Genomic DNA, 25,154 nt, shown 5'->3' with positions numbered 1-25,154 from the left:
CTTATTAGTCAGCCCGCCTGGCCTGCGGCCAGGTCAAAGCTCTCAATACCCCCGGGCAGGGGGTCTTCGTGTCGTAAGGGTGTGATCGCAATGGCCTTGTCCCGCAATACCGCTACATCGGTATCCGGTTCGACGATATGCCGCGAACTGCGCTCGAAGCCCAACCACCAGTACGGCAGGCTGCGGGCATCCTGGCCGGCAAGCAGCCGGGCCCGCTGGATAGAGCCGGTGGACTGGCGGCAGTATCGGGCCTGTGAGATCTCCGCAGCATCGCAGGCCGGGAAATTGACGTTCCAGGCCCGCACCGCGCCGGGCTGGTAGAGGCGGCGCACCATTTCTTCGCCATAGCGGCTCACCGGTGACCAGTTGATGCCGTCACGGGTGAGAAAGGCCTGGCTGAGGGCGATGGCCGGGATACCCATGTGGCTGGCACTCAGCACCGCACCCACCGTTCCCGAGTACTGCACCGAATCGCTGATATTGGCGCCACAGTTCACCCCGGACAACACCAGGTCCGGCGGGGTTTCACCGAACCACTGGGCAAGGGCATAGAGCACACAGTCTGCCGGCGTGCCGGACAGCGCGTAACGTTTGTCGCCCGCTTCGTAGGCCCGCAAGGGACTGTGGATGGAGATACTCTGGCCGGCGCCGCTGCGGTCATGCTCCGGCGCCACCACCCAGACTTCTTCGGCGAGGGTGCGGGCAATCTCCTCCAGCACGGCAAGGCCCGGCGCATTGATGCCATCGTCGTTGGTAATCAGAATGCGGCGAACCAGCGGCTCCCTGAGCACGGGAATGGTCATGACTGATCCCCCCCGGATGCAATCCGCCAGCCCACCTGGGCCAGCAAGCTGGCACGCTTGCCCACTTCCAGGGCGTTGGCATTGGCGGCATTACCGTCCAGCGCACGCTTATAGACACCCTGCAGGATGGCCGCGAGGCGGAACAGCGAGAACGCCAGGAATACGTGCCAGTCGGCAATGCCATCGCGGCCGGTCTGGCGGCAATAACGGGCAATGGTTTCCTGCTCGTCCGGAATCCCCAGGGCCTCGAGATCTTCGCCCAGCAACCCGCGCATGCCCGGCATATCCGAGGGCAGGTGGTACGGCAGGCAGTAGTAGGCCAGGTCCGCCAGCGGGTGGCCGAGGGTGGAGAGCTCCCAGTCCAGGATGGCGATCACCTCGGGCCGGTCCGGTGCCAGCATCAAATTGCCGAAACGGTAGTCGCCATGGGCGATGGCGCACTCGTCGGTGGACGGCAGGTGGTCTGGCAGCCAGGCCATCAGCTTGTCCATCTCGGGCATTTCGTCGGTCTTCGACGCCAGGTACTGCTTGCTCCACCTCGCCACCTGGCGGGCAACATAGCCTTCCGGCCGGCCGAAGTCGGTCAGGCCGACGGCGTTGACATCCACCGAATGCAGCCGGGCCAGGGTATCGATAGCCGACAGGTGGGCGGGCATCCGCTCTTCCCGGTCGATGGCCCGCAATGCGGAGTGGCTGACAATCCGGCCGTCCATATAGTCCATGACGTAAAACGGCGTGCCGATGATGCTGCTGTCTTCACACAGCACGCGGGCCTGCGGCACCGGTACGTTCGTGTGGTCTGACAACGCACGGATAACCTTGTATTCCCGCTCGATCATATGGGCAGAGGGCAGGGTTTTTCCGGGCGGCTTCTTGCGCAGCACATAGCGTCCGCTGTCGGTATCCAGCAGGTAGGTCGGATTGGACTGTCCGCCCTGGAACTGCCTGACCGCCAGGCGGCTGCCGATCTCCGGCATTTCTTTCTGGAGCCAGGCCAGCAGCCTGGCTTCGTCAAACTTGTGTGCTGGCAGAACCTCTACCAACTCCGGCGTCATACTCATTGCTCGTTATAGCCTTTTTCGTCTCTGCGGGTCACGGCCCGCACTCGGTTCCGCGGGGCGGCCTATCCGGAGGGTGCGCCTCAGCAGATGGTTTCACCACCATCCGCGACGATAACCTGTCCGGTAATGTAGGCACTGGCCCTGGTTGACAGGAAGACGGCCAGGCCCGCGATGTCTATCGGGTCACCAATGCGACGCAGCGGGGTTTTGTCTTCCGCGCGCTTCACCCGCACCGGGTCTTCCCACAGCGCCTTGGCGAAATCGGTTTTGATCAGACCAGGGGCGATGCTGTTGACACGGATGCCTTTGGGGCCCCACTCCACCGCCAGGTTGCGGGCCAGGGCGGCTTCCGCGGCCTTGGACACACCGTAGGTTCCGATGGTGGTGTTACCGCGAATGCCGGCAATGCTGGACAGCAGTACCACCGCGCCCTCACCTTTCTCGGCCATCTGTGGCAGCACCATGTTGGTGAGCCAGAAGGTGCCTTTGACGTTGGTGTCCATGATCTTGTCCCAGGCCTCGTCGGTCATTTCCGCAGTCGGGCCGTAGACCGGGTTGGTGGCGGCGTTGCATACCAGCACGTCAATGCTGCCCCAGGCTTCGTTGGTCTTGTCCACCAGGTTCTGCAGGTCTTCCTTCTTGCCAACGTGACAGGGTATGGCGATAGCTTCGAAGCCCTGTGCCTTCAATTCACTGGCCACCTGCTCGCAGGCCTCGGCCTTGCGGCTTGAGATGACGACTTTGGCGCCACACCGGGCCATTTCCTCGGCGATGGAGCGGCCGATACCTTTGGTGGAGCCGGTAATCAGGGCGACCTTGCCGGTCATGTCAAAAAGGGGATTAGTCATTGTTCGAACCTCATGCTCAATGCTTGGGGAACGAACGGGGAGGCAGGTGCCTCCCCGTCTGTTCGTGCCCCCGTTGTTACGGGCCGACAGAAATCAGCGGTATTGGCGCAGCTCAATCTTGGCCACGGAATCCAGGTGCACCTCATCCGGACCGTCTGCCAGCCGCAGGGTACGCACCTTGGCCCAGGCCGAGGCGAGGAAGGTGTCCTGGCTGACCCCGGCACCGCCATGGACCTGAATCGCCCGGTCGAGCACCTTCAGCGCCATACTCGGCGCAATCACCTTGATCATGGCAATTTCCTGGCGGGCGACCTTGTTACCCACCGTGTCCATCATGTGCGCGGCCTTCAGGGTCAGCAGGCGAGCCTGTTCGATCTCAATACGGCTGCGGGCGATGTCCTTGCGGATGGAGTCAAAGCTGGACAGCGGCTTGCCGAACGCCTCACGGGCATTGGCGCGCTTGCACATCAGCTCCAGCGCACGCTCGGCAACACCGATGGTACGCATGCAGTGGTGAATACGGCCCGGCCCCAGGCGGCCCTGGGCAATTTCGAAACCGCGCCCCTCACCCAGCAGGATGTTGCTGACCGGTACCCGCACGTTTTCATAATGGATCTCGGCATGGCCATGGGGAGCATGGTCGTATCCGAACACCGTCAGCGGACGCACCATCCGGACACCCGGGGTGTCCAGGGGCACCAGGATCATCGACTGCTGCTGGTGTTTCGGCGCGTCCGGATCGGTCTTGCCCATGACAATGGCGATCTTGGAGGTGGTGGTCATGGCACCGGACGACCACCACTTCTTGCCATTGATCACATACTCGTCGCCGTCGCGACGGATCTCGCAGGCGATGTTGGTGGCGTCGGAGGATGCCACGTCCGGCTCGGTCATCGAGAAGCAGGAGCGAATCTCGCCCGCCAGCAGCGGCTTCAGCCACTGTTCCTGCTGCTCTTTGTTACCGTACCGGGCAATGGTTTCCATATTGCCGGTGTCGGGGGCAGAGCAGTTGAACACTTCAGGTGCCATTTCGGAACGGCCCATGATTTCGCACAGGTGGGCGTATTCGAAGTTGGTCAGCCCGGCGCCGTACTCGCTTTCCGGCAGAAACAGGTTCCACAGCCCGGCAGCCTTCGCCTTGGCCTTGAGCTCTTCAATAATAGGCACCGGAGCCCAGCGGTTCTCCGCCTGCTCAAGCTGCTCATGATGGGTGTGCTCATTCGGGTAAATATAAGCATCCATGAATTCCGTCAGCTGCACCTGCAGCTGCTTCGCCTTGTCAGACAGTTCAAACATGTCCGTTACCTCTCATTGTCGTTGGTTCGGTATACCGGTGTGCTGTCGGCCGGTCGCTGTTGTTGTCGGAACCCGTAGTGTCAGATCGGCACCCCTTCAGGGCCCTCGCTGCCGGAACGGATACGGAAAGTGCCTTCCCCCATGGCCAAAAGGTTGCCCTTGTCGTCATGGATCTCGCCGCTGCTGTTGAAAATGCGGGCACCACCGGCGCGCTTGCGTCCGGTCGCCCGGATCACGCCACCGGAACACTGCCCGGTAAAGGTGGTGGTCATGGTCAGGGTCAGTGCCTTGCGGCGCCGCCCGGGATAGGGGCAATAGGTGCCGGCATCCGCCATCACGATATCCATCAGGGCACTCAGCACCCCGCCGTGAATGACTCCCGCCAGGTTCAGATGCTCAGGCCGGATCTCGAGTTCGATGACGGTTTCGTCTTCCACCCAGGACACGTGGTGGTATCCCAGCAGGTTGTGGAAGCCGGGCAGATCCCTGGCACTGGTAATAAGGTGTTGCTGGTCACTCATCAGACTTTCATTCCCGGTAGGTTAAGGGACGCAGTATTGCCGCCATCAACGGGCAGCGCCTGGCCGGTGATGTAGCTGGCGTCGTCACTGGCGAGGAACAGGATCGCCGCAGCGATCTCCTCCGCCGCACCGTAGCGCCGCAATTCGCAGCGCGAACCCAGCTTGTGGGCCTTCTCGTTGGCGCGGGCGTAATCGAAAACCCGTCGGGTCATCCCGGTTTCCACCAGGCCCGGGCACACCGCATTCACCCGGACGTTATCACTGCCCAGGTCGCAGGCGGCGGTCTGGGTCAGGTTGATCACGCCGGCCTTGGAGGCGCTGTAGGCATTGCCTCCGGCACCGGAGCGGATACCCGCCACCGATGCGGTATTCACGATCGCGCCCAGCTTGCGGGCCTGCATGTGCGGCGCCACGTGCTTGATAAACAGCATGGTACCGATCAGATTAACTGCAAGAATCTGCTGCCACTCGGCAGCATCATTTTCGGTCACCGGAGGATGGGAGCCGGCAATGCCTGCGTTGTTGCACAACACATCGATCTGGCCGAAGGTGGCCATGACGTCCTGCACCAGGGCCTGCACCGCCGCCTCATCGGACACATCCATTACCCGTTTCAGGGCCCGGGTGCCTTCGGCAAGGCCATTTTCGGTTTCCAGCAAACCGGCCTCGGAACGGTCCACCAGCACCACACTGGCGCCTTCCCGGGACAGCCTCAGGGCCGTCGCCCGCCCGATGCCACTGCCGGCACCGGTAACTATCGCTACCTTCTTGATGAAGCGTTTCACGCCGATGCTCCTTATTCTTGTCATCATGGCCGCAACCAGGTTGCAGTTAATTTGTCACGGCACACGGTTTTGAGTCAATATATTCGAAAGGTAATTTCACTAGATAAAACACAATAACACCAAGAGGCGAAAAAAGTGAAAAATCATCTGCAAGAGATGCCCGTTTACGCGCCAATGGACCCCCAGGAAACCATGGAGCCCATCGGCGAGAAACTTCAGCAATGGGCCGCCAGCCAACCCGACAAAACGGCCCTGATAGATGACCACGGCCAGATGACCTGGTCTGAACTGGTGAGCCACGCCAACCGGATCGCCAACCGGCTGCGGGCCTCCGGCCTGCAGGGTGGCGATACCGTGGCCGGCCTTTCGGAGAACACCGCAGACTATATGGCGGTTTACCTGGGCACCCTGATTGCGGGCGGCTGCATGGTTCCGCTGTCCGGCATGGCCAGCGGCGATGCCCTGGCGCTGATGATCGAAGACTGTGGCGCCCGCTTCCTGTTTGTCTCCCACAAGAACCAGCCGCTGCTGGAAGAGATCCGCGACCGACTGCCCGCCATCCCCGCAGCCAATCTGGTGGGTATCGACTTCGCTCCGTCAGCCAGCAACCCGACCCTGGACCAATGGCTCGGTGACATTGACGACGCCGCCGCGCCCGCCAGCGTGACCCTCGACGATCCGTTCAACATCATCTACAGCTCCGGAACCACCGGGACGCCAAAGGGCATCCTGCACGATTACCGCTTCCGTCAGCGCCAGATGGTGCGGATGAGCCGCTTCGGCCTCGACGGCGATGCCATCAACCTGGTCTCCACCCCGCTGTACTCCAACACCACCCTGGTGTCGGCACTACCCACGCTGTTCAACGGCGGCACGCTGGTGCTGATGGCGAAGTTTGATGCCCATCGCTTCCTTGAACTCGCCGAGCAGCACCGGGTCACGCACGCCATGCTGGTCCCGGTGCAGTTCTCCCGGATTCTGGCAGAGCCGGATTTCGACCGCTTCGATCTGTCATCCTTCAAGCTCAAACTCTGCACCAGTGCACCACTGCGGGCGGAAGTGATCGCCGAGACCATGCAGCGCTGGCCGGGCAATGTCCGTGAGGTGTATGGCCTCACCGAAGGCGGCATATCCACCAGCCTCGACTGCGGCGCCTACCCGGACAAATGGAACACCGTTGGCCTGCCCACCGAAGGTGCCGAAGTGCGGGTCATCGACGAACAGGGCAACGAACTGCCAAAAGGCGAGATAGGCGAGATTGTCGGGCGCGCCATTTCAATGATGCGGGGCTACGTCAACCGCGAGGAACAGACCCGCGAAATGCTGTGGACCAGCCCTGAAGGCCTGGCCTTCTATCGCAGCGGGGATATGGGCCGCATCGATGAGGACGGCTTTATCCACATTCTCGACCGCCGCAAGGACATGATCATTTCCGGCGGCTTCAACATTTATGCCGTCGACCTGGAGAAGGTTCTGCTGAGCCATCCGGAGGTGGCGGACGCAGCGGTGATCGGCATTCCCAGCACCCACTGGGGCGAAACCCCACTTGGCCTGGTGGTGCGCAAGCCTGCCGCTACCGTCACTGAGCAGGGCTTGCTGGCCTGGGCCAACGAACGGCTGGGCAAGACCCAGCGGTTGGCCGCCGTCGAGTTCCGCGACGAGCTGCCCCGTTCCACCATTGGCAAAGTACTCAAACGCGAGCTGCGGGAGCCATACTGGCGTCAGTGACACACCGGGGCCATAGCAACGGCAGTCACCATCTGGTTGCCGCTGCGGCGCCTGGCGCTGTCGATTACCGATAATTGCCGTGAAGCAGACTATGCTTAGGGGAGGGGGTGTGGCGGCGCCAACCTGTTATGCGGAACAGAGTTTCGCAAAAGATTGGCAGCAATCTGCCCTGATGGTGGCAAACACCCCCTGGTCCGAACATTTGGTTATAAAAAGAGGGGATCTGATGAAGAAGACAGCCAACAAGTCTATTGCAAAAGCTGAAGCATGTGATAAATTCTGGGAATCATGATTCATTGTGCAATTATATATTCCGCATAGTGGAACAGCGACGCAACGAAACACCACAATAATGAAAGAGGTCAAGTCATGAGCATCCTTAGCACCCTTCGTGACAATGTAGGTAAACAACTCACCGCCTACGCGTCAGCTTTAACCCTGGGGGTATCGGCCGTTGTTGCAAGCGCACCCGTAGCCGCACAAGACACATTCACCTGGAAAGTCCAGTCCCACTGGCCGGGCTCCAGCAGCTCCTACCAGGACAGCCTGGTCCGCTTGCAGCGGGTGATCGAAGAGCGCACCGAAGGTCGCCTGAAGCTGCAACTGTTTGAAGCGGGCGCCATGTTCAAGGCCCAGGACACCTTTAACGCGGTCAGTCGTGGCATCCTTGAAATGGGCACCATTTCGCCGTCCTACGCCCAGGACAAGATCACCCTGGCGGGTATTGCCTCCGGCTTGCCCTTTGCCTTCCGTAACGTCTGGGAAGCGGCCTACTTCCATCAGGGCCTGGGCTTCGAGCAGATGCTGCGCGACGAAGCCGCCAAGCACAACGTTTACTGGGCAACCGATAAGGTTTACCCCACCGAGATGGTGATCAAGAACCCGATCAACAGCTGGGAAGACTTCACCAAACTGAAGATCCGTTCATCCGGCGCACTGCAGAAGTTCCTCACCGAAGCGGGTGCGGCGGCGTCCTACATCCCGGGCGGCGAGCTCTACACTGCGCTGGATTCCGGCATTGTTGACGGTGCCCACTGGGGTGCCGCCCAGGGTGCCTACAGTATGGGCCTGTACGAGGTTGCCAAGCACCACGTCCAGCCGGCGCTGAACATCGCCGGTACCGACGTCATCATCGTCAGCCAGAAGGCCCTCGACAAGCTTCCGGAAGACATGCAGACCATCGTCAAGCAGGCGCTCGAAGAGCAGTTCTGGGTTCGCACCAACGAGTACCTGTACAAGGAGCGGATCACCCTGGCCAAGGCCATTGCCGAGCAGGGCGTCACCGTCAACACCATGCCGGATGATGTCCAGGAGCGCCTGGTAAAAGCCGCTCAGGGCATGTGGGACGAGGAAGGCAAGCGCAGCCCCGAGGCCAAGAAGGCCCTGGACATGCTGAAAGAATACCTGGCCAGCCTCGGTTACCTCTGATCTGTAAGCAGTATCTGCACAAGGCCAGCAGCGGAGTCCCTCCGCTGCTGGCTGTTCCGACCTGAAACCCAATCCTCCCGGAAATTGCCATGGAGAGTGCCATGAGTGTGCTGACCGCATTCATGAGCGGGGTCACCCGTCTCAATGATTTCATCGGGCGCTGGATAGCCCTGCTGGTTTTTGCCATGTTCGTCTTCCTGTTGCTGGAGGTGGGATTCCGCTACTTCCTGAATTCCCCCACCGTCTGGACCAACGAACTGACCCAGTTGCTGTTCGGCGTGTACGCGGTGATGTCCGGCGGCTATATCCTGGCTCACAAAGGCCACGTCAACGTTGACCTGCTCCACTCCAAGCTGTCACCGAGGGTGCGGGCGTTTGTCGACATCCTGACCTCGGCCATTTTCTTTATCTTCACCCTGGCGCTGCTGTACTTCGCGGTGGATATGGCGCAGGAGTCCTTCGGTAGCCGGGAGACTTCCTTCTCGGCCTGGAACCCGCCCATCTGGCCGGCCAAAGGCGCCATTGCCGTGGCCACCCTGTTACTGGTACTGCAGGGGGTGGTCAAGCTGCTGCAGGACATCGCGATTGCCTTCAACCTGAGCTATTACCAGCCGGAACCCGAAGCGTCTGAAGGAGAGATGTTGTGAGTATTGAAATCCTGACGCTGCTGTTCTTCGGCTCCCTGCTGTTTTTCCTGCTCCTGGGGCTGCCCCTGGCCTTCGTGCTGGGTGGTGTGTCCGTTATTTTCCTGTATTTCACCTGGGGCTTTGACTCCTTCTACATGGTGGCCTCGCAAATCTGGGGCACCATGGGCAGCTTTACCCTGGTGGCGATACCGCTGTTCGTGTTCATGGCAATGATCCTGGAACGCACCGGCGTTGCCCGCGACCTGTACAAGATGATGCACCTGTGGTTCGGTGGCCTGCGTGGCGGCCTGGCCATCGGCACCCTCGCCATCTGCGCAGTGTTTGCCGCCATGGTGGGGATCAGCGGCGCCGCCGTGGTCGCCATGGGCACCATTGCCCTGCCATCCATGCTGGAACGGGGTTACGACAAGCGCATGGCGCTGGGCGTGATCAACACCGGCGGTGGCTGGGGCATTCTCATTCCGCCCAGCATCCTGATGATCCTGTATGCCCTGATTACCGGGGTCTCGGTTGGCAAGATGTTCGCCGCCGGTATCCTGCCGGGCGTGCTGCTGATGGTACTGACCACGCTCTACATCGTGATTCGCTGCGCCCTGCAGCCGGAACTGGCGCCGGCGCTGCCAAAAGAAGAGCGCGCCAGCTGGGGTGAGAAGCTCCGCGCGGTGCGGGCGGTCCTGCTGCCGATTGGTGTGGTGGTGATGGTGCTGGGCTCCATCATGGGCGGTATTACCACGCCGACCGAAGCCGCTGCCATGGGCGTACTCGGTGCGCTGATTTCCGCCGCGGTCTACGGCGAGCTGAAGTGGCCGGTGATGCAGGAAGCCGCGATCCGTACCTTCAAGCTGACCGGCATGATCATGTGGATCCTGTTCGCCGCTCACGCCTTCAGTGCCGCCTACCAGAGCATGGGCGCCCAGGCGCTGATCGAAGGACTGATGGCAATGATCCCCGGCGGTCCCTGGGGCATTATCATCTCGATGATGCTGATCACCTTCCTGCTGGGCATGGTGCTGGATCCGGTCGGCATCATGATGATCACCCTGCCGGTGTTCATCCCCATCGTGCAGTCACTGGGTTTTGATCCGATCTGGTTCGGCATCCTGTTTGTGATCAATATGGAGATCGGTTACATGACGCCACCCTTCGGCTTCAACCTGTTCTATCTCAAGGGCGTGGTGCCGCCAAGCATTTCGATGAACGACATCTACAAGTCCATCATCCCGTTTGTGCTGGTGGAGATCGTGGGCCTGGCCCTGATCATGATCTTCCCGGAGATCGCCACCTACCTGCCCGATCTGTTCTTCTGAGACTTGCCCGGGGCCAGGGAAGGCCCTATCTTTGAGTGACCGGAGCCCAGGCTCCGGTCACTCAGGGAAACTTGTCAGGGAGACAACCCCATGCCTATCCATTCCTTTTTGCGGACCGCACTGCTGTCCCTGTTACTGCTCACCTCCACCGCCTCGGCAGAAGCCCTCACGGAGCCCAAAGTACGCGGGTTCATCAGCAGCCTTGCCGAACTGCAGACCATGGAAGAGGAATTTGCCGACCTGACGGACGACCTCGGGGAAGAGGCAGGCAATGCCGGCATGCCGGACCTGTCGAGCATCATGTCGGATTCGGTACGCCAGTTCCGCGACCATCCGGCCTACGACCGCCTGGACGAGGTGGTATCGCGGCATGGCTTTGACTCGCCCGAGGACTGGGGCGCCACCGGCGATCGTGTCTTCTTGGCCTGGATGGCCATCCAGATGCAGGGCCAGCGGCCCGGTATTCAGCAGGAAATGGCGCAGGCACTGGCCGAGATCGACAATAACCCCAACCTGACGGCGGCCCAGAAGGAACAGATGCGGGCAATGATGGGAGGTGCGGTGGTGGCCATGGAACAGATCGGTCAGGCACCGGAGGAAGACATCCGCGCCGTTCGTCCCCACGCCGCCGAGTTACGGGCAATTACCGAAGCCGATTAGCGGATGCGACAGGCGGCCACCGGCACGCGCCGGTGGCCCTGGCAGGGTCAGGCCATCAGGTTGTAGACAAACACAATCACCACGGCCACCGGGGTGACAAACCGCAGCAGGCTGTACCACAGGGTAAAGCCGGTACCGGTCACCACATCCCGCTGCAGGGTTTCGCGAGCCACACACCAGCCCACGAACAGCGCGGTCAGCAGACCGGAAAGCGGCAGCATGATGTTGGCCGTAAAGAAGTCGAGCAGGTCGAAGATGGTCTTGCCGGCGAACTTGTCGAACATGCCCAGCGGCGCAAAGCCCGACCACTCATTGAGTGACAGGATGGAGGCGATACCGAGCGCCCAGCAGGCAACGCCCACCACGATCGCGCTGGCGACCCGGCTGGTGCTGAACTTTTCCTCAAACCACTCGGTCACCGGCTCCAGCAGGGAGATGCCCGACGTCCAGGCGGCGAACACCAGCAGGATGAAGAACAGGGTACCGAACAGACTGCCGAGGGGCATCTGGCCGAACGCCAGTGGCAGGGTCTGGAAAATCAGGCCCGGGCCGGCACCGGCCTCGAGGCCGTTGGCAAACACCACCGGAAAAATCGCCAGGCCGGCGAGCAGGGCCACCGCGGTATCGAGAAAGCCGACGGTAATGGCGGTGCGGCCGATCGACACATCCCGGCCAAGATAGGAACCGTAGGCCATCATGATGGCCATGCCGAGGCTGAGGGTGAAGAAGGCATGCCCCAGGGCAATCAGCACACCGTTCATCGAAAGGGCAGCAAAATCCGGACGGAACAGGAATTTGACGGCCTCGCCGAAGTGTCCGGTGGTGGTGGCATAGCCCACGGCAACCAGCAACAACACAAACAGCGCCGGCATCAGGATGTTCACCGCACGCTCAAGGCCGGACTTCAGGCCGCGGGCAACCACCACAATCACCAGGGCCATAAACACACTGTGCCAGAACAGCAGGGTACCCGGACTGGCCAGCAGGCTGCCAAAGATACCGCCGACAACCTCGGCATCCTGCCCGCTAAAGTCACCCATCGCCGAATGGCCAACGTAGGCCGCGGCCCAGCCACCAATCACCGAATAGAATGACAGGATGACAAACGCCGCCAGCATGCCGATGATTGCCGACACCCGCCACAACGGCGAGCTCAGGTTACGCTCGGCGACGGTGCGCAGGCTGGTAATCGGGTTATGGCGGCCATTACGGCCAATAAACACCTCGGCCATCATGATGGGAATACCGATCACCGCAATGCAGGCGAGGTACACGATGACAAAGGCACCACCACCATTCTCGCCGGTGATGTAGGGAAACTTCCAGATATTACCCAGGCCGACGGCAGAACCGGTTGCGGCCAGGATAAAGGCGAGCCGTGACGACCAGAGCCCGCGGGGGGCCTGGGCGCTTGCGGACGCCAGGTTAGACTCAGACATGACTTGATCCTGTTCGTTGCTGATAGATCGCAGACTGTTCGCTCTGCCGGGACGGATCCCGGCAATTGGGGCGAGATTCTGCCAGCAGCAGCGCCAGGATGCCAGTCGGCATCCGCTGCGCGACGGCTCAGGCCGCGGCCGTCAGCCGGGCCCGGGGGTGAAAGCGGGCATTGAACCACAGGGAAACAGCGATCACGCTGCCGCCCACCGCCAGCCGCAGCAGATCGGCATCGCGGTTCCAGATCAACAGGTTAACCAGCAGGCCCGCGGGCACCAGCGCGTTGTTCATGACCGCGAGGGTGCCGGCATCCACATAGCAGGCGCCCCGGTTCCACAGAAACAGGCCAAGACCCGAAGCCGCCAGGCCGAGCCACACCAGGATGCCCCACTGCAGGCCGGTCTGGGGCAGCCGGCTGGCGTCACCAAAGATCAGGAACGACGGCAGGGCAATCACCAGGGCACCGAAGAAAAAGTAGCCGAAGGTACGGAAGGCCGGGATACCGGTCTGGTACCTGGCCATCAGGTGTTTGTAGCCAACCTGGCCGGCAGCGAAGGTGACGTTGGCCACCTGCAACAGGACAAACCCGGTGATGAAATCCTGGCTCAGACCATCGTAACGGATGATACCGGCCCCCAGGGTGGCAACCGCAGCCGCCACCAGGGCCACGGGCGAGAACCGGCGGTTGAGGGCGTCGTCAATCAGGGTGACATAGAGCGGGGTAAAGATGGTGAACAGCAGCACCTCGGGCACCGTGAGGTAACTGAACGAGCGATACAGGCACAGATAGGTGATGCCGAACTGCAATGCCCCGGTGACCAGGATTCCCAGCCGGAGGCCTCCCGGCACACCGCGCCAGCGGGTGAATGGCAGGAACAGCATCGCCGCCAGTAATACCCGGCTCAATACCGCGAAATCACTGTCGACCCGTCCGGCCAGAAACTCGCCGATCAGGCTGAACGAGAATGCCCACAATACAGTAACAAAGACCAGCAGCCCCATAACTCAACTCCCCCGGTTGTTCAGGCGCGGGACTCTAGCACAGATTGCCCGGCTGCGCCGCTGGCGAACGCGGGGCGGGCAGGGCTGCCAGCCAGTGCCGGCTCAGGCCAGAAACTCCCGCCGCCGCTCACGATCGCTGCGGAACACGCCCCCCAGGGCGGTGGTTTCGGTGGCCGAACCGGCATCACGGATACCTCGGGCCTTGACGCAGTAGTGGGTGGCTTCAATGCGCACCGCAACATCCTCAACCCCCAGCAGGGTCTGCAAGGCCACCAGGATCTGCTGGGTGAGCCGCTCCTGCACCTGGGGCCGGCGGGCAAAGAAGCCAACCACCCGGTTGATCTTGGACAGGCCGATCACCCGGTCACCGGGAATATAGGCAACTCGGGCATGGCCGTCGATGGTGATAAAGTGGTGTTCGCAGGTACTCAGCACCGCGATGTCCCGAATCCTCACCATCTCGTCCACCCCCATCTTGTTCTCGATCAGCGAGATCCGGGGAAACTGGTGGTAATCGAGACCGGAGAACAGTTCGTCCACATACATCCGGGCGATCCGCGCCGGAGTATCCTGCAAGCTGTCGTCATTCAGATCGAGCCCGAGGGTGGCGGTGACCTCAGCCATCAGGCCGGTGATGCGTTCCACTTTCTCATCGCGGGTCAGGACATTCTCTTTGACGGGGGTTTCCAGGCCCCGGTCAACCAGGGCAGACCGGACGGCAAGAGCTTCAGGGCTGAGCATGATGATTTCCGCTTATCGGGTAACGTCGCTAGAGATACGAGCCAGGGCAAAATACCGGATCACCGGACCACAACAGCCGATGCCGGCGGCAAGACAAGCCGGCTATTATCCACAAGCGACTTCCCTTATGCACCCCGTGGCGCTTTCGCGGTAACATCCGCCTTCATAATTCCCCCGTTCCACACCGACAACACAGGCGTTCATGGACGAAAACCATCAGCCCTTGCCCGAAACCCGCCAACCCCTGATTGCCCGCACCCTCCTGGAGTGGCGTACCCTGGCAATCCTCGGTGGCCCCATTCTCATTGCCCAGCTGGCGCAAATGGCCAACGGGGTGATCGATACCGTGATGGCGGGGCATGCCAGTGCCGAAGACCTGGCTGCGGTCGGCATCGGCAGCAGCCTGTGGATGCCCCTGTTCCTGCTGTTTATGGGCATGCTCGGCGCCTTGCAGCCCATCATCTCCGGGTATCGCGGTGCCGGCGCCGTGGAACGGATCATGCCGGCAACCTGGCAGGGCCTGTATATTGCCGCCGGCGCCACCGTGATCATGGTGCTGCTGCTGACCAACGTCCACCCGGTGCTCAACCTGCTCAACCTGGAAGCCAACACCGCGCGGATTACCCAGGGCTACCTGGACGCCTTTGCCTGGGGCATCCCGGCACTGTTGCTGATGACCGCCCTGCGCGGGCTGACGGACGGTCTCGGCCACACCCGGGTGATCATGGTGTTCTCGCTGCTCAGCACCCTGATCAACCTCCCGCTGAACTACATCTTCATCTACGGCAAACTCGGCTTGCCCGCCATGGGCGGCATCGGGTGTGGCTGGGCGACCTCACTGTCCAATGGCGTCGCGGCCCTCGCGCTGCTGGTCTACCTCAACCGTTCCGCGCTGTTCCGCCGCTTTCACCTGCTTGCCGAACGGGCCCGGCCCGACCCCGCCGGCATTGGCTATATCCTGCGTATCGGCGTACCCATCGGCTTTACCATTTTCGTGGAGGCCAGCATGTTCTCGGTGATTGCGCTGTTCCTGGCCCCCCTGGGTCCGGTGGTGGTTGCCGGCCACCAGATTGCCCTCAACGTTATTTCCCTGCTATTCATGCTGCCGCTGAGCATTGGCATGGCACTGACCCTGCGGGTGAGCTTCCTGATCGGTGCCGGCGCACCGGGCACCGCCCGGCTGTTGTCCCGCAGTTCACTGATCCTGTCCGCTGCAGTAGCCCTGGTGTTCGCCAGCCTGCTGTTTCTGTTCCGCGATGCCATTGCCGGGCTCTACAGCAGCGACAGCGCGGTGCGGATTGTCACCACCAACCTGCTGCTGTTTGCCGCCATTTTCCAGATTGCCGACGTCATCCAGGTGACCTGTATCAGTGCCCTGCGGGGCTACAAGGACACCCGCATCCCCATGTTGATCATGCTGTTTTCGTTCTGGGTGGTGGGACTGCCGCTGGGTTATCTGCTGACCTTCACCGATGGACTGGTACCCGCCATGGGGGCGGCCGGATTCTGGGTGGGACTCACCGCCGGGCTGATTTCCGCCAGCCTGCTGCTGGGGGCAAGATTATTTTACTTAACTCATTATTCCAGATACCAAAAATAACGGCCGGCCCTTTTCAAAGCTTCTATACTTGAACCCGGTCACAAATTTTGTGAGCTGAAATGACACGGATCATGGCGGCAGCCCGGGCTTTTGCGCCCGCGCCCGGTAACCCGGATCCAACGACACGGATTATTGCGCAGGTTTGTTTATGCCCCACACCGACATGTCCGAGCGTGAGCAACTCAGTGCCCGCCTCGAGCAGGCCAACCGCCAGCTGCTGCAGTCGGAGAAGATGGCTGCCATCGGTCAGCTGGCCGCCGGCGTCGCTCACGAGATCAACAACCCGGTAGGCTATGTCTATTCCAACCTGCAGAGCCTGGAAACCTACCTCGGTGACCTGTTCCGGCTCACCGATGCCATAGACAGTGCTGACTCGGTGGCCGACCTCCAGTCCATCAAGCGCAACATTGACTACGACTTTATCCGTACCGACCTCGGCGACCTGCTGGCCGAATCCCGGGAAGGTATCGAGCGGGTACGGAAGATCATTGCCGCCATGAAGGACTTTTCCTACGTCGAGGACGAGGCCTTCAAGCTGGCCAACCTCCACCAGGGCATCGAAACCACCCTCAACGTGGTCAATAACGAACTCAAGTACAAGGCCGAGGTGGTTCGCGACTTCGGCGACCTGCCGGATATCGAGTGCATCCTGTCCCAGCTCAACCAGGTGGTGATGAACCTGCTGGTGAACGCAGCCCACGCCATTGAGGGCTTCGGCCGGATCACCATCCGTACCCGCCAGGACAACGACCAGGTCATCCTGGAGGTGGAGGACAACGGCAAGGGCATTGCCGAGGAGCACCTGACTCGTATCTTCGAGCCGTTCTTCACTACCAAGCCGGTGGGCAAAGGCACCGGGCTGGGGCTGTCACTGTCATTCAACATCATCGAGAAACACAACGGCCGGATGGACGTTCACAGCACGCCGGGCCAGGGCACCTGCTTCCGCATTTCCTTGCCGGTGCGCCAGCCGGCCACGGAGGACAAACCATGATCAAGATCCAGCTGGTGGACGATGAAGCCAACATTCTCAGCGCCCTGAAACGACTGCTGCGCCCGCAAGGCTGGGAGATCCACGGCTTCACCGATGTCGAGGAAGCACTCGGCAGCCTGCGTGAACACAACTACGCCGTCATCATCTCCGATTACCAGATGCCGACCGCAGACGGCGTGACCTACCTGCAGTTCGCCAAGCAACGCCAGCCGGACGCCGTTCGCCTGGTACTCAGCGCCCACGGTGACCGCAATTCCATGATCAAGGCAATCAACCAGGCTGAAGTCTACCGTTTCCTGTCCAAGCCCTGGGACGAGCACGAGATTGTGGCGGCGATCAAATCGGCCATCGACCTGCACCTGCTGCGGGCGGAGAACCGCCATCTGCTGAAGCAGGTGCAGCACCAGCAAACGCTGATCCGTGCCCGCGAGCAGGAACTGCTGCGCCTGGAACAGGAAAATCCGGGTATTACCCGGGTGATGCGGGACGACGATGGCTCGGTTCTGCTCGACGACGACGAACCCCGGTAAAGAAGGCACTGATGGCTGACTATATCGCCGAAGACAACAAGCTGACCCTCAAGGTGGTGTTCTACGGCCCGGCACTGAGCGGCAAGACCACCAACCTGATGCAGTTGCACACGCTGCTGAACCCGGAGCGCAAGGGCGAGCTGATGGTGCTGGAAACCCGCGACGACCGTACCCTGTTCTTCGACATGCTGCCCATTGGCCTGCGCAGTGGCTCCGGTCTCGACCTGCGGCTGAAACTCTACACCGTTCCCGGCCAGGTCCAGCACGACAGTACCCGCAAGGCGGTACTGTCCCGCGCCGACGGCGTGGTGTTCGTGGCGGACTCGCAGCCCAGCCAGCAGGATAACAATGCCAATGCCTTCGGCAATCTCGAAGAGAACCTGGAGAAAGTCGGCCTGGATATCGACTCCCTGCCGATGGCGGTGCAGTTCAACAAACGGGACATTCCCGGCGTCGTCGAGGAGCCGGTGCTGCAAAAACGCTGGGCGGCCACGCCCTGGGCACCCCTGGTGATGGCCTCCGCGCTGCAGGGTCAGGGCGTCCTCGAAACCTTCCAGGTACTGCTGGACCGGTTGTACACCGCCGTCGACCAGGAGTTTGATCTGGCCGGTACTCACAGCATCGACCGGGACACGTTCATTCAACGGCTGAGCGCCAGCCACGGCTTGCACCATGCGTAATTTCGAAGACGACCCGTCACTGCAGGATCTGCTGACCGACGACCAGCTCCAGCGCCTGACTGCCGGACTGAGCGCACTGTGCCGCGAACCGGTCCGCATTGGCACTGATCGCAGCGACCACGCCGTGCCGGTGGAGTTCAACCTGGAAACGGTGGGCTGGCTCAGTGGTGGCGGTTCTGACGACGAACGCCGGGCAGCCGCCAGCCTGGTGTCGTTTCTGATGATGTTCGTTGCCAAGTACCGGCTGGCCGCCAACCTGCATCATGACACCACCGAAGCCAGCTACGCCGAGCTGCAGCGGCAGAATGAGGCCCTGCGGGCGTCGGAAGCCCGCTACCGCGAATTGTCTGACCAGCTGCAGGAAAAGGTCGATGAACAGGTCGCCCTGATCAAGGGGGTCCAGCAGGACCTGTACGAGAGCGCGAAGCTGCGTTCGGTGGGCCAGCTCGCCGCCGGAGTCGCCCATGAAATCAACAACCCCATCGGTTTTATCAACAGCAACCTGGGCGTGGCCAGCGACTACGTCGACGAGTTGCAGGACCTGCTGCCGGACACCGAAAGCAACCGGGAGCTGCTGGCGGATTTCCGCGACCTGATCACCGAGTCGATCGACGGCACCCGACGGATTGCCAGGATCGTTGCCGACCTGAAAACCTTCTCCAGCATCGACCAGGCCGACTACACCCTCTGTGATGTCAACGACCTGCTGCGCAGTGCCGCCCACCTGCTGCAGACCAACTACGGCCACCAGCTGGAGATCATGGAACAGCTGGCGGAAATACCGGCCATTCCCGGCCACCCGGCGAAGCTGTCGCAGACCTTCTACAATGTTCTTGATAATGCCGCCCAGGCCCTGCGCGACGGCGACCGGGAGCAGGCCGACCAGCGCATCCAGATCAAGACTGCCAGCAACGGCGAGGAGGTGCTCATCGTAATCCAGGACAACGGCTGTGGCATACCCGACGACATCCGCAGTCAGGTCTTCGATGCGTTCTTTACCACCCGGCCGGTGGGCTCGGGAACCGGCCTCGGGCTGACGGTTGCCCGGGACACCCTGCACGCGCACCGGGGCAGCATTGCCATCGACAGCCATGAAGGCAGCGGCACCCGCATTACACTTACCCTACCGGCTCACTAAGGACTTCTGATGGCCAAGCGCTACGCTTCACTGTTCTTCGACCAGAACGAGGACGAGGCCGCAGCATCGGCCAGCGCCGAGAAAAAGGCGCCCTACCGGCTGTTGCTGGTGGATGACGAACCCCACATCCTGGCCTCCCTGCGGCGGGTATTCCAGCGCGAGAATTACGAGCTGCTGTTTGCCCGCAGCGCCGAGGAAGCCATCCGGATTCTGGAAAGCAAGCCGGTCGAACTGATCATGACCGACTTCATGATGCCCGGGATGAACGGCAGCGAGCTGCTACGGGAGGTTCGCGAGCGCTGGCCGCAGACCATCCGCATCATGCTCACCGGCCACGCCAACACCGATGCCGTGATGGGCTCCATCAAGGACGGCGCGGTCTACCGCTTCATCCTCAAGCCGTGGAACGATGACGACATCCGCCTGACCATCGCACTCGCGCTGGAACAGTACGAGCTTATCCAGCGCACCCGCGCACTGGAGCAGGAGAACAAGAAGCAGAACCGCGACCTTGAAACCATCACCAAGCTGACCGCCACCAACCGCAGCCAGCTGGCCATCCTGCTGCACAAGAAAGGCTGGCTGAATCCCCAGCAGATCCAGCAACTGCATCGGGAAATGCAGAGCCACAAGACGCCGGTGGTGCGCCAGCTGCTGAAACACGAGTGGGTGGACTTCCGCAAGGTCTTCGAGCTGCTGCGGGACGAGATGATGTTCGAGGACATCGACCTGCGGGAATTCCAGCCCGATCCCAGCCTGCTGTCGCTGATCCCGCAGACCATCTGTACCCGCCAGCTGGTGTTGCCGCTGCGGGTGCAGGGCAAACGCCTGCGCCTGGCAATGGTGGACCCGATGGACGTCAGCCTGATCGACGAACTCGGTTTCATGACCGGCTACACCATCCACCCACTGCTGTGTGAAACCGCCCAGATGCAGGCCAAGCTGGCTGAAATCTTCGGTGAAACCAACCAGCTCGACGACATCGCTACCAAAATCGGCACCGACGATCCCTACGAGGGGATCGAAATCGTGCTGGATGACGAGGGTGACCAGGAATCCCTGGAGCAACTGCTGGGCAGCTCCGAGGAGCCGCCGGCGATCCGCCTGGTCAACGCCATCATCCTCGAAGCCCTGCGCCTGGGGGCCAGCGACATTCACGTCCATCCCCGCACCAAGTCACTGGTGGTGCGCTACCGTATCGACGGGGTCCTGCAGGACAAGATCCACATTCCCACCAACCTGCTGATGTCGGTGGTCTCCCGCATCAAGGTGATGGCAGAACTGGACATTACCGAACGCCGACGCCCCCAGGACGGCCGGATTACTGTCAAGACGCCGATGCGGATCGTTGACCTGCGGATTTCCACCCTGCCCACCATCAACGGGGAAAAAGTGGTCATGCGGGTGCTGGAACGGCAGTCCTCGGCCCAGTCCCTGCAGGATCTCGGCCTGTCCGAACACAACCTGAAGCGGCTGAAACATGTGGTGGCCAAGCCCCAGGGCATCATCCTGGCCACCGGCCCCACCGGCAGCGGCAAAACCACCACCCTGTATGCCCTGCTGCAACACAATGCCTCGCCGGAGCGCAACTACGTCACCATCGAGGACCCGGTGGAGTTCCACGTCGACATGGCCGGCCAGGTGCCGGTGAAGGATCGCATCGGTCTGGACTTCGCCAGCGTGCTGCGGGCCATTCTGCGCCAGGATCCGGATGTCATCCTGCTGGGCGAGATCCGCGATGAGGAAACCGCCGATGTGGCCTTCCATGCCGCAATGACCGGTCACCTGGTCTATTCCACCCTGCACACCAGTTCCGCTGCCGCTACCGTGGCCCGCCTGCTGGATCTGGGCCTGAAGCCCTTTGTGCTCGCCTCGGCGCTGGAAGCGATCATTGCCCAGCGTCTGGTCCGGCGCATCTGTTCGAACTGCCGGGAAGAAGTGGCGCCCCCCACCGATGTCCTGAGCCAGCTGGGTCCGCAATTCCTCGAGGACGGCCTGACCTACTACCAGGGCCGCGGCTGCGAGAAATGCCATAAGGGTTACAAGGGCCGGGTGGCCATGCACGAAGTGCTGACGATGAACGAGCAGTTGCGGATCGCCATTACCGAGGGCGCCAGTGCCATGCAGATCGAGCATATTGCCCGCGAACAGGGCATGAAGGTGTTGCTGGACGATGCCCTGGACAAACTGCGCAGCGGGCTCACCACCGCGGACGAAATCCTCCGCCTGCTCGGCCCCCAGGTACTGAATGGTTAACCCGCGTAACCTTGCCGGCCTGCTGTTTTGCCTGGGCCTGACCCTGGCAACCACCTTTGCGGCGGTCGGCCTGTTGATTCTGTACGATTTTGCCAGCCATGGCGCCGATTCCGCCGGCCGGGTCACCTTGCGGCCCGGTGGCGGGCTGCTGTCGCTGCTGGTCAGCGCCACCCTGCTGGGCTGCCTGTTCCGCCACTTCGCCGCCGCCATCGTCGCGGCCATTATGCTGGCGGCCACGGCACTGCTCTGTCTGGCGGCAAGCCTGCCGGTGGGTGCGACAGAGTTTCTGACATGGCTCCGTCCCTACCTCGGTAGCCCGGCGCTGGCCGTTGTTGCGCTGGTGTTCGCAGGCTCGGTGGCCGCTGTCCTTAAGCTCCGTGCCGGCTGGCAACTTGCCCTGATCGGAGCCGGCCTGATGGCGCTGGCCGGCTCCCTCTCCCTGCTCTCCTGGTGGCTGCCGTCACTGTATGCCTTTGCCCTGGGCAGTGTGCCGGAGGCCACCGTGGTGCTCAGCCCGCTGATCATCCTCACCGGCCTCCTGTTACCCGGGCTTACACTGCTGCGCCGCCACCGCATCACCACCCCGCTACGCGGCCTGGTACTGGCGGGCGTGGTGGGCATTGTGGTGACTACGACCATCTGGCACATCATCCGCGTGGAGCACGACCAGGGCCTCACCAGCCGCGCCGAATTACTGGCCAACCAGATCCGGGTCAGCAGCGAAACCATCATCACTGACAAGGTGGCCCTGATCCGCCGCCTGGCCTATCGCTGGCAACTGATGAACGGCTTCCCCGACCGGGACTTCTGGGAGCAGGAAGTCGAGAGCTACCTCGGTGACTTTCCGGAACTGCAGCTGATCGGCCTGCTCGATCACCAGCACCGGCCGGTACGGATCCATTCCCGCGACCTCACGTCCCGCTTCTGGCTGCACCAGTTCCGCCAGCTGCCGGCCACGACCGGCTGGCTGAACCACGTTGCGGAGTTGCGGGCACCCCACGTCAGTACCCCGTTGCAGGATGACGATGGCAATGTGATGGCGCTGATTGCCGTGCCCATCCTCACCCCCACAGGCAGTGCCCGGATGGTGATCGCCGCGATCGACCTGCAGCAGCTTTACCGCGACGTCCTGCAGTTCGGCTCCGGCGGCCTGCATACCCGTATCAGCTGGGACGATACCGTGGTGTTCGACACGCTCAACCGGCCCCGGCTGAGCCAGCAGCAGGGCTCACCACAGCAAGACTCACCACAGCAATCCCCAGGCCAGCAACCGCCGGCCATCCGGTCGCTGGCGATGATTGCGCTCAGCCCCCATCATGACACCCGCTGGCAGGTACTGGTTTACCTGCCAGCGGGTGGTACGCCGGAAGAGACTCCCATGCTGTCCCTTCTGGTGCTGTTTACCGGGCTCGGCCTGAGCTTCCTGCTGATGCTCAGCCAATTCTTCTGGCGGGAATCCGAGGATCGTGCCGGCCACCTGCTGGCCCTCAACGACAGTCTCAATTTCCACCTTGAGCAGGAGCGCAACCTGCGCACCACTAACGAACGCATCATGGAGTTCTCCAAGGACATGCTGTGCTCGATCAGCCAGGACGGCCTGTTTACCATGGTCAGTCCGGCCTGCCGGGACATCCTCGGCTACGCGCCGGAAGAGCTGATCGGCCAGCCCTATGACATCCTGATGCTGGAGGAAGACCGGGTCGCAACCGCCGAACAGATCCACCGCCTGCAGGAGGCCGGGGAAATGGCCACCCACGGCTTCCGTAACCGCCACCGTCATCGGGACGGCCAGGTGGTGACCCTGTCCTGGACCGCCGAGTGGTCCGCCGAAGATGACGCGCTGTTCTGCGTTGGCCGTGACATTTCGGCCGAGCTGACGGCGGAGATCCTGACCCGGGAGCGGGACCAGTTCTTCTCCCTGTCACCGGACATGTTCTGCATCGTGGACCTCAACAGCCACTTCTTTGAACTCAACGATGCCTTCGTCACCGAGCTCGGCTTCGGTCGCGAGGAACTGATCGGAACGTCCTACCTGGACCTGGTGATTACAGAGGACCGGCCGGCGGTGCTGGCGGCCGTGCAGTCCCTGATCGAAGGTCATTCGGTGCGGGATCTGTTCATCCGCGTGCAGGACCGGGCCGGCGCCGAGCACTGGCTGGAGGTCAGCGCCACGCTCAGCAGCGACGACCTGATCTATGTGGTGGCCCGGGATATCACCGCCATCCGGCAAACCCAACAGCAACTGGCCCAGAGCGAGGCGTTGCTGAAAATAGCCGAGACCGCCGCCCGCATTGGCGGCTGGATGCTGGATGTTCGAACCGGTGAGTCAACCTGGTCCGACGTGCTGTTCGAGATTCACGAATTGCCCATCGGCGAGGCACCGCCGCTCAATGACGGCCTGTTCTACTATCTGCCCGGGTCCCTGGAGCGCATCTCGGCGGCGGTGGAACGCTGTAAAACCGAAGGCATCCCCTTTGACGAGGAGCTGCAGCTGCGCACCGCCAGGGGGCGGCTGCGCTGGGTGCGGGCGATCGGTCACGCTGTCTGCGACCAGCAGGGCAAGATCATCCGGCTGCAGGGCGGCTTCCAGGACATCACCGCCTCCCGCGAGGCGCTCGAGCAGATCCGGCGCATGGCGGAGCGCCAGGCCACCATTTTCGAAAGCATCACCGATGCGTTCTTTACCCTGGATCCCAGCTGGTGCTTTACCTACGTCAACCAGCGTTCCGAAGAGTTGCTCCAGCGCAGCCGCGAAGATCTGCTCGGCCGTTGTATCTGGGACGAGTTTCCGGCCGCCGTTGGCAGCGAATTCGAGCACCATTACCGCCATGCCGTCGCCAGCGGCGAATCCGTCAGCTTCGAAGCCTATTACGCCCCCCTGAACAACTGGCTGGAAATCAGCGCCTATCCTTCCGAGGAAGGCCTGGCCGTTTATTACCGCAGCATCTGGGAACGAAAACTTGCCGAAAAGCGTCTTCAGGATACCCTCGCGGAACTTGAACGCAGCAACCGGGAGCTACAGGACTTCGCGTTTGTGGCGTCCCATGACCTGCAGGAACCCCTGCGCAAGATCCAGGCGTTCTCTGACCGGCTGCTGACCCGGTCGGAGCAGTTCGGTGAGCAGGAGCAGGACTACCTGCGCCGGATGCAGTCCGCGGCAAACCGCATGCAGACGCTGATCCAGGACCTGCTGTCCTATTCCCGGGTCACCACCCGGGCCAGGCCGTTTGTCAGCTGTGATACCAACACCCTGCTCGCTGAAGTCCTGCAGGATCTGGAAACCGCGATCAGCCGCGAGCAGGCAACCATAGAGACGCAGCCCCTGCCCGCGGTCACCGGCGACCCGGTGCAGCTGCGCCAGGTGTTGCAGAACCTGTTGAGCAATGCCATCAAATTTCATAAAAAGGACCAGAAACCGCGAATTCTGGTCTACGCTGAGAATGAAACCCCGGACGGCTGGACACTGGTGGTCAGCGACAATGGTATCGGTTTTGATGAGAAGTATGCCGACAAGCTGTTCCATCCGTTCCAACGGCTGCACCAGCGTCAGGACTACGCCGGAACCGGGATTGGCATGGCCATCGTGAAGAAGATCCTGGACCGGCACGATGCCCGGATTACCGTCGCCAGCCAGCCCGGTGAGGGCACAACTTTCAGGGTCCGCTTCCACCAGCGGCCAGGAGACCTGTAAA

The 25,154-nt window shown here is 61.9% G+C and carries 22 protein-coding genes; 13 read left to right on the top strand and 9 right to left on the bottom strand.

Annotated features, from left to right (window positions below; translation table 11 throughout):
- Window positions 1-8: 8 nt before the first annotated feature.
- The 6 genes from surE to CLH61_RS09485 form a co-directional block, all read right to left on the bottom strand.
- A complete protein-coding gene (surE, locus tag CLH61_RS09510) occupies window positions 9-803 on the bottom strand; it encodes a 5'/3'-nucleotidase SurE (RefSeq protein WP_099614474.1) in 795 nt (264 codons plus the stop codon).
- Complete coding sequence (locus CLH61_RS09505) at window positions 800-1,864, bottom strand: phosphotransferase (protein ID WP_099614473.1); 1,065 nt, start codon at window positions 1,862-1,864, stop codon at window positions 800-802. The genes surE and CLH61_RS09505 overlap by 4 nt, the downstream gene beginning before the upstream one ends.
- Window positions 1,865-1,944: 80 nt before the next feature.
- On the bottom strand, window positions 1,945-2,712 hold the full coding sequence (locus CLH61_RS09500) for an SDR family NAD(P)-dependent oxidoreductase (RefSeq protein ID WP_099614472.1): 768 nt from the start codon (window positions 2,710-2,712) through the stop codon (window positions 1,945-1,947).
- Between the two features lie 93 nt (window positions 2,713-2,805).
- Window positions 2,806-4,008, bottom strand: a complete 1,203-nt coding sequence (locus CLH61_RS09495) for an acyl-CoA dehydrogenase family protein (protein WP_099614471.1) — start codon at window positions 4,006-4,008, stop codon at window positions 2,806-2,808.
- Between the two features lie 80 nt (window positions 4,009-4,088).
- A complete protein-coding gene (locus tag CLH61_RS09490; protein WP_099614470.1) occupies window positions 4,089-4,529 on the bottom strand; it encodes a PaaI family thioesterase in 441 nt (146 codons plus the stop codon).
- Window positions 4,529-5,338 carry an SDR family NAD(P)-dependent oxidoreductase gene (locus CLH61_RS09485; protein WP_407657570.1) on the bottom strand — a complete coding sequence of 270 codons (810 nt, stop codon included), beginning with the start codon at window positions 5,336-5,338 and terminating at the stop codon, window positions 4,529-4,531. Before CLH61_RS09485 ends, CLH61_RS09490 begins: the two co-directional genes overlap by 1 nt.
- Window positions 5,339-5,449: 111 nt before the next feature.
- Here CLH61_RS09485 and CLH61_RS09480 point away from each other — a divergent pair, with 111 nt between their 5' ends.
- From CLH61_RS09480 to CLH61_RS09460, 6 genes are all read left to right on the top strand, one after another.
- Window positions 5,450-7,042: a class I adenylate-forming enzyme family protein gene (locus tag CLH61_RS09480; RefSeq protein ID WP_099614468.1), complete on the top strand. Its 1,593-nt coding sequence runs from the start codon at window positions 5,450-5,452 to the stop codon at window positions 7,040-7,042.
- A 109-nt stretch (window positions 7,043-7,151) separates the two neighbouring features.
- Window positions 7,152-7,334, top strand: a complete 183-nt coding sequence (locus CLH61_RS18340) for a hypothetical protein (protein WP_143752134.1) — start codon at window positions 7,152-7,154, stop codon at window positions 7,332-7,334.
- 77 nt (window positions 7,335-7,411) lie between these two features.
- Window positions 7,412-8,470: a TRAP transporter substrate-binding protein DctP gene (gene dctP / locus CLH61_RS09475; RefSeq protein WP_099614467.1), complete on the top strand. Its 1,059-nt coding sequence runs from the start codon at window positions 7,412-7,414 to the stop codon at window positions 8,468-8,470.
- Between the two features lie 101 nt (window positions 8,471-8,571).
- Window positions 8,572-9,117: a TRAP transporter small permease subunit gene (locus CLH61_RS09470; RefSeq protein ID WP_099614647.1), complete on the top strand. Its 546-nt coding sequence runs from the start codon at window positions 8,572-8,574 to the stop codon at window positions 9,115-9,117.
- A complete protein-coding gene (locus CLH61_RS09465; RefSeq protein WP_099614466.1) occupies window positions 9,114-10,424 on the top strand; it encodes a TRAP transporter large permease in 1,311 nt (436 codons plus the stop codon). The genes CLH61_RS09470 and CLH61_RS09465 overlap by 4 nt, the downstream gene beginning before the upstream one ends.
- 90 nt (window positions 10,425-10,514) lie before the next feature.
- Window positions 10,515-11,084 (top strand): hypothetical protein, encoded by a 570-nt coding sequence (locus CLH61_RS09460; protein ID WP_099614465.1) that lies wholly within the window; start codon window positions 10,515-10,517, stop codon window positions 11,082-11,084.
- A gap of 47 nt (window positions 11,085-11,131) precedes the next feature.
- Here the strand turns inward: CLH61_RS09460 and CLH61_RS09455 are convergent, their stop codons facing one another.
- From CLH61_RS09455 to folE, 3 genes are all read right to left on the bottom strand, one after another.
- A complete protein-coding gene (locus tag CLH61_RS09455) occupies window positions 11,132-12,523 on the bottom strand; it encodes a sodium-dependent transporter (protein WP_099614464.1) in 1,392 nt (463 codons plus the stop codon).
- A gap of 127 nt (window positions 12,524-12,650) precedes the next feature.
- Window positions 12,651-13,523, bottom strand: a complete 873-nt coding sequence (locus CLH61_RS09450; protein ID WP_099614463.1) for a carboxylate/amino acid/amine transporter — start codon at window positions 13,521-13,523, stop codon at window positions 12,651-12,653.
- Between the two features lie 102 nt (window positions 13,524-13,625).
- Entirely contained in the window at window positions 13,626-14,264 is a 639-nt protein-coding gene (gene folE, locus CLH61_RS09445) for a GTP cyclohydrolase I FolE (RefSeq protein WP_099614462.1), read from the bottom strand.
- A 202-nt stretch (window positions 14,265-14,466) separates the two neighbouring features.
- On the opposite strand from folE, the gene CLH61_RS09440 reads away from it, so the two are divergent.
- From CLH61_RS09440 to CLH61_RS09410, 7 genes are all read left to right on the top strand, one after another.
- Window positions 14,467-15,864, top strand: a complete 1,398-nt coding sequence (locus CLH61_RS09440; protein WP_099614461.1) for an MATE family efflux transporter — start codon at window positions 14,467-14,469, stop codon at window positions 15,862-15,864.
- Between the two features lie 148 nt (window positions 15,865-16,012).
- Complete coding sequence (locus CLH61_RS09435) at window positions 16,013-16,858, top strand: ATP-binding protein (protein ID WP_099614460.1); 846 nt, start codon at window positions 16,013-16,015, stop codon at window positions 16,856-16,858.
- Complete coding sequence (locus CLH61_RS09430; RefSeq protein WP_099614459.1) at window positions 16,855-17,388, top strand: response regulator; 534 nt, start codon at window positions 16,855-16,857, stop codon at window positions 17,386-17,388. The genes CLH61_RS09435 and CLH61_RS09430 overlap by 4 nt, the downstream gene beginning before the upstream one ends.
- Before the next feature lie 11 nt (window positions 17,389-17,399).
- Complete coding sequence (locus CLH61_RS09425; protein WP_099614458.1) at window positions 17,400-18,068, top strand: GTP-binding protein; 669 nt, start codon at window positions 17,400-17,402, stop codon at window positions 18,066-18,068.
- The gene (locus CLH61_RS09420; protein WP_099614457.1) at window positions 18,061-19,206 is read left to right on the top strand and encodes a sensor histidine kinase; all 1,146 of its coding nucleotides are present in this window, start codon (window positions 18,061-18,063) and stop codon (window positions 19,204-19,206) included. Before CLH61_RS09425 ends, CLH61_RS09420 begins: the two co-directional genes overlap by 8 nt.
- 9 nt (window positions 19,207-19,215) lie before the next feature.
- Window positions 19,216-21,462, top strand: a complete 2,247-nt coding sequence (locus CLH61_RS09415; RefSeq protein WP_099614456.1) for an ATPase, T2SS/T4P/T4SS family — start codon at window positions 19,216-19,218, stop codon at window positions 21,460-21,462.
- On the top strand, window positions 21,455-25,153 hold the full coding sequence (locus tag CLH61_RS09410; protein ID WP_099614455.1) for a PAS domain S-box protein: 3,699 nt from the start codon (window positions 21,455-21,457) through the stop codon (window positions 25,151-25,153). The genes CLH61_RS09415 and CLH61_RS09410 overlap by 8 nt, the downstream gene beginning before the upstream one ends.
- Window position 25,154: the final 1 nt, after the last annotated feature.

Source organism: Marinobacter profundi, from assembly GCF_002744715.1.
GTDB lineage: Bacteria > Pseudomonadota > Gammaproteobacteria > Pseudomonadales > Oleiphilaceae > Marinobacter > Marinobacter profundi.
The sequence above is the reverse complement of the archived record's forward strand: the minus strand, read 5'-3'. Positions and strand labels throughout refer to the sequence as shown.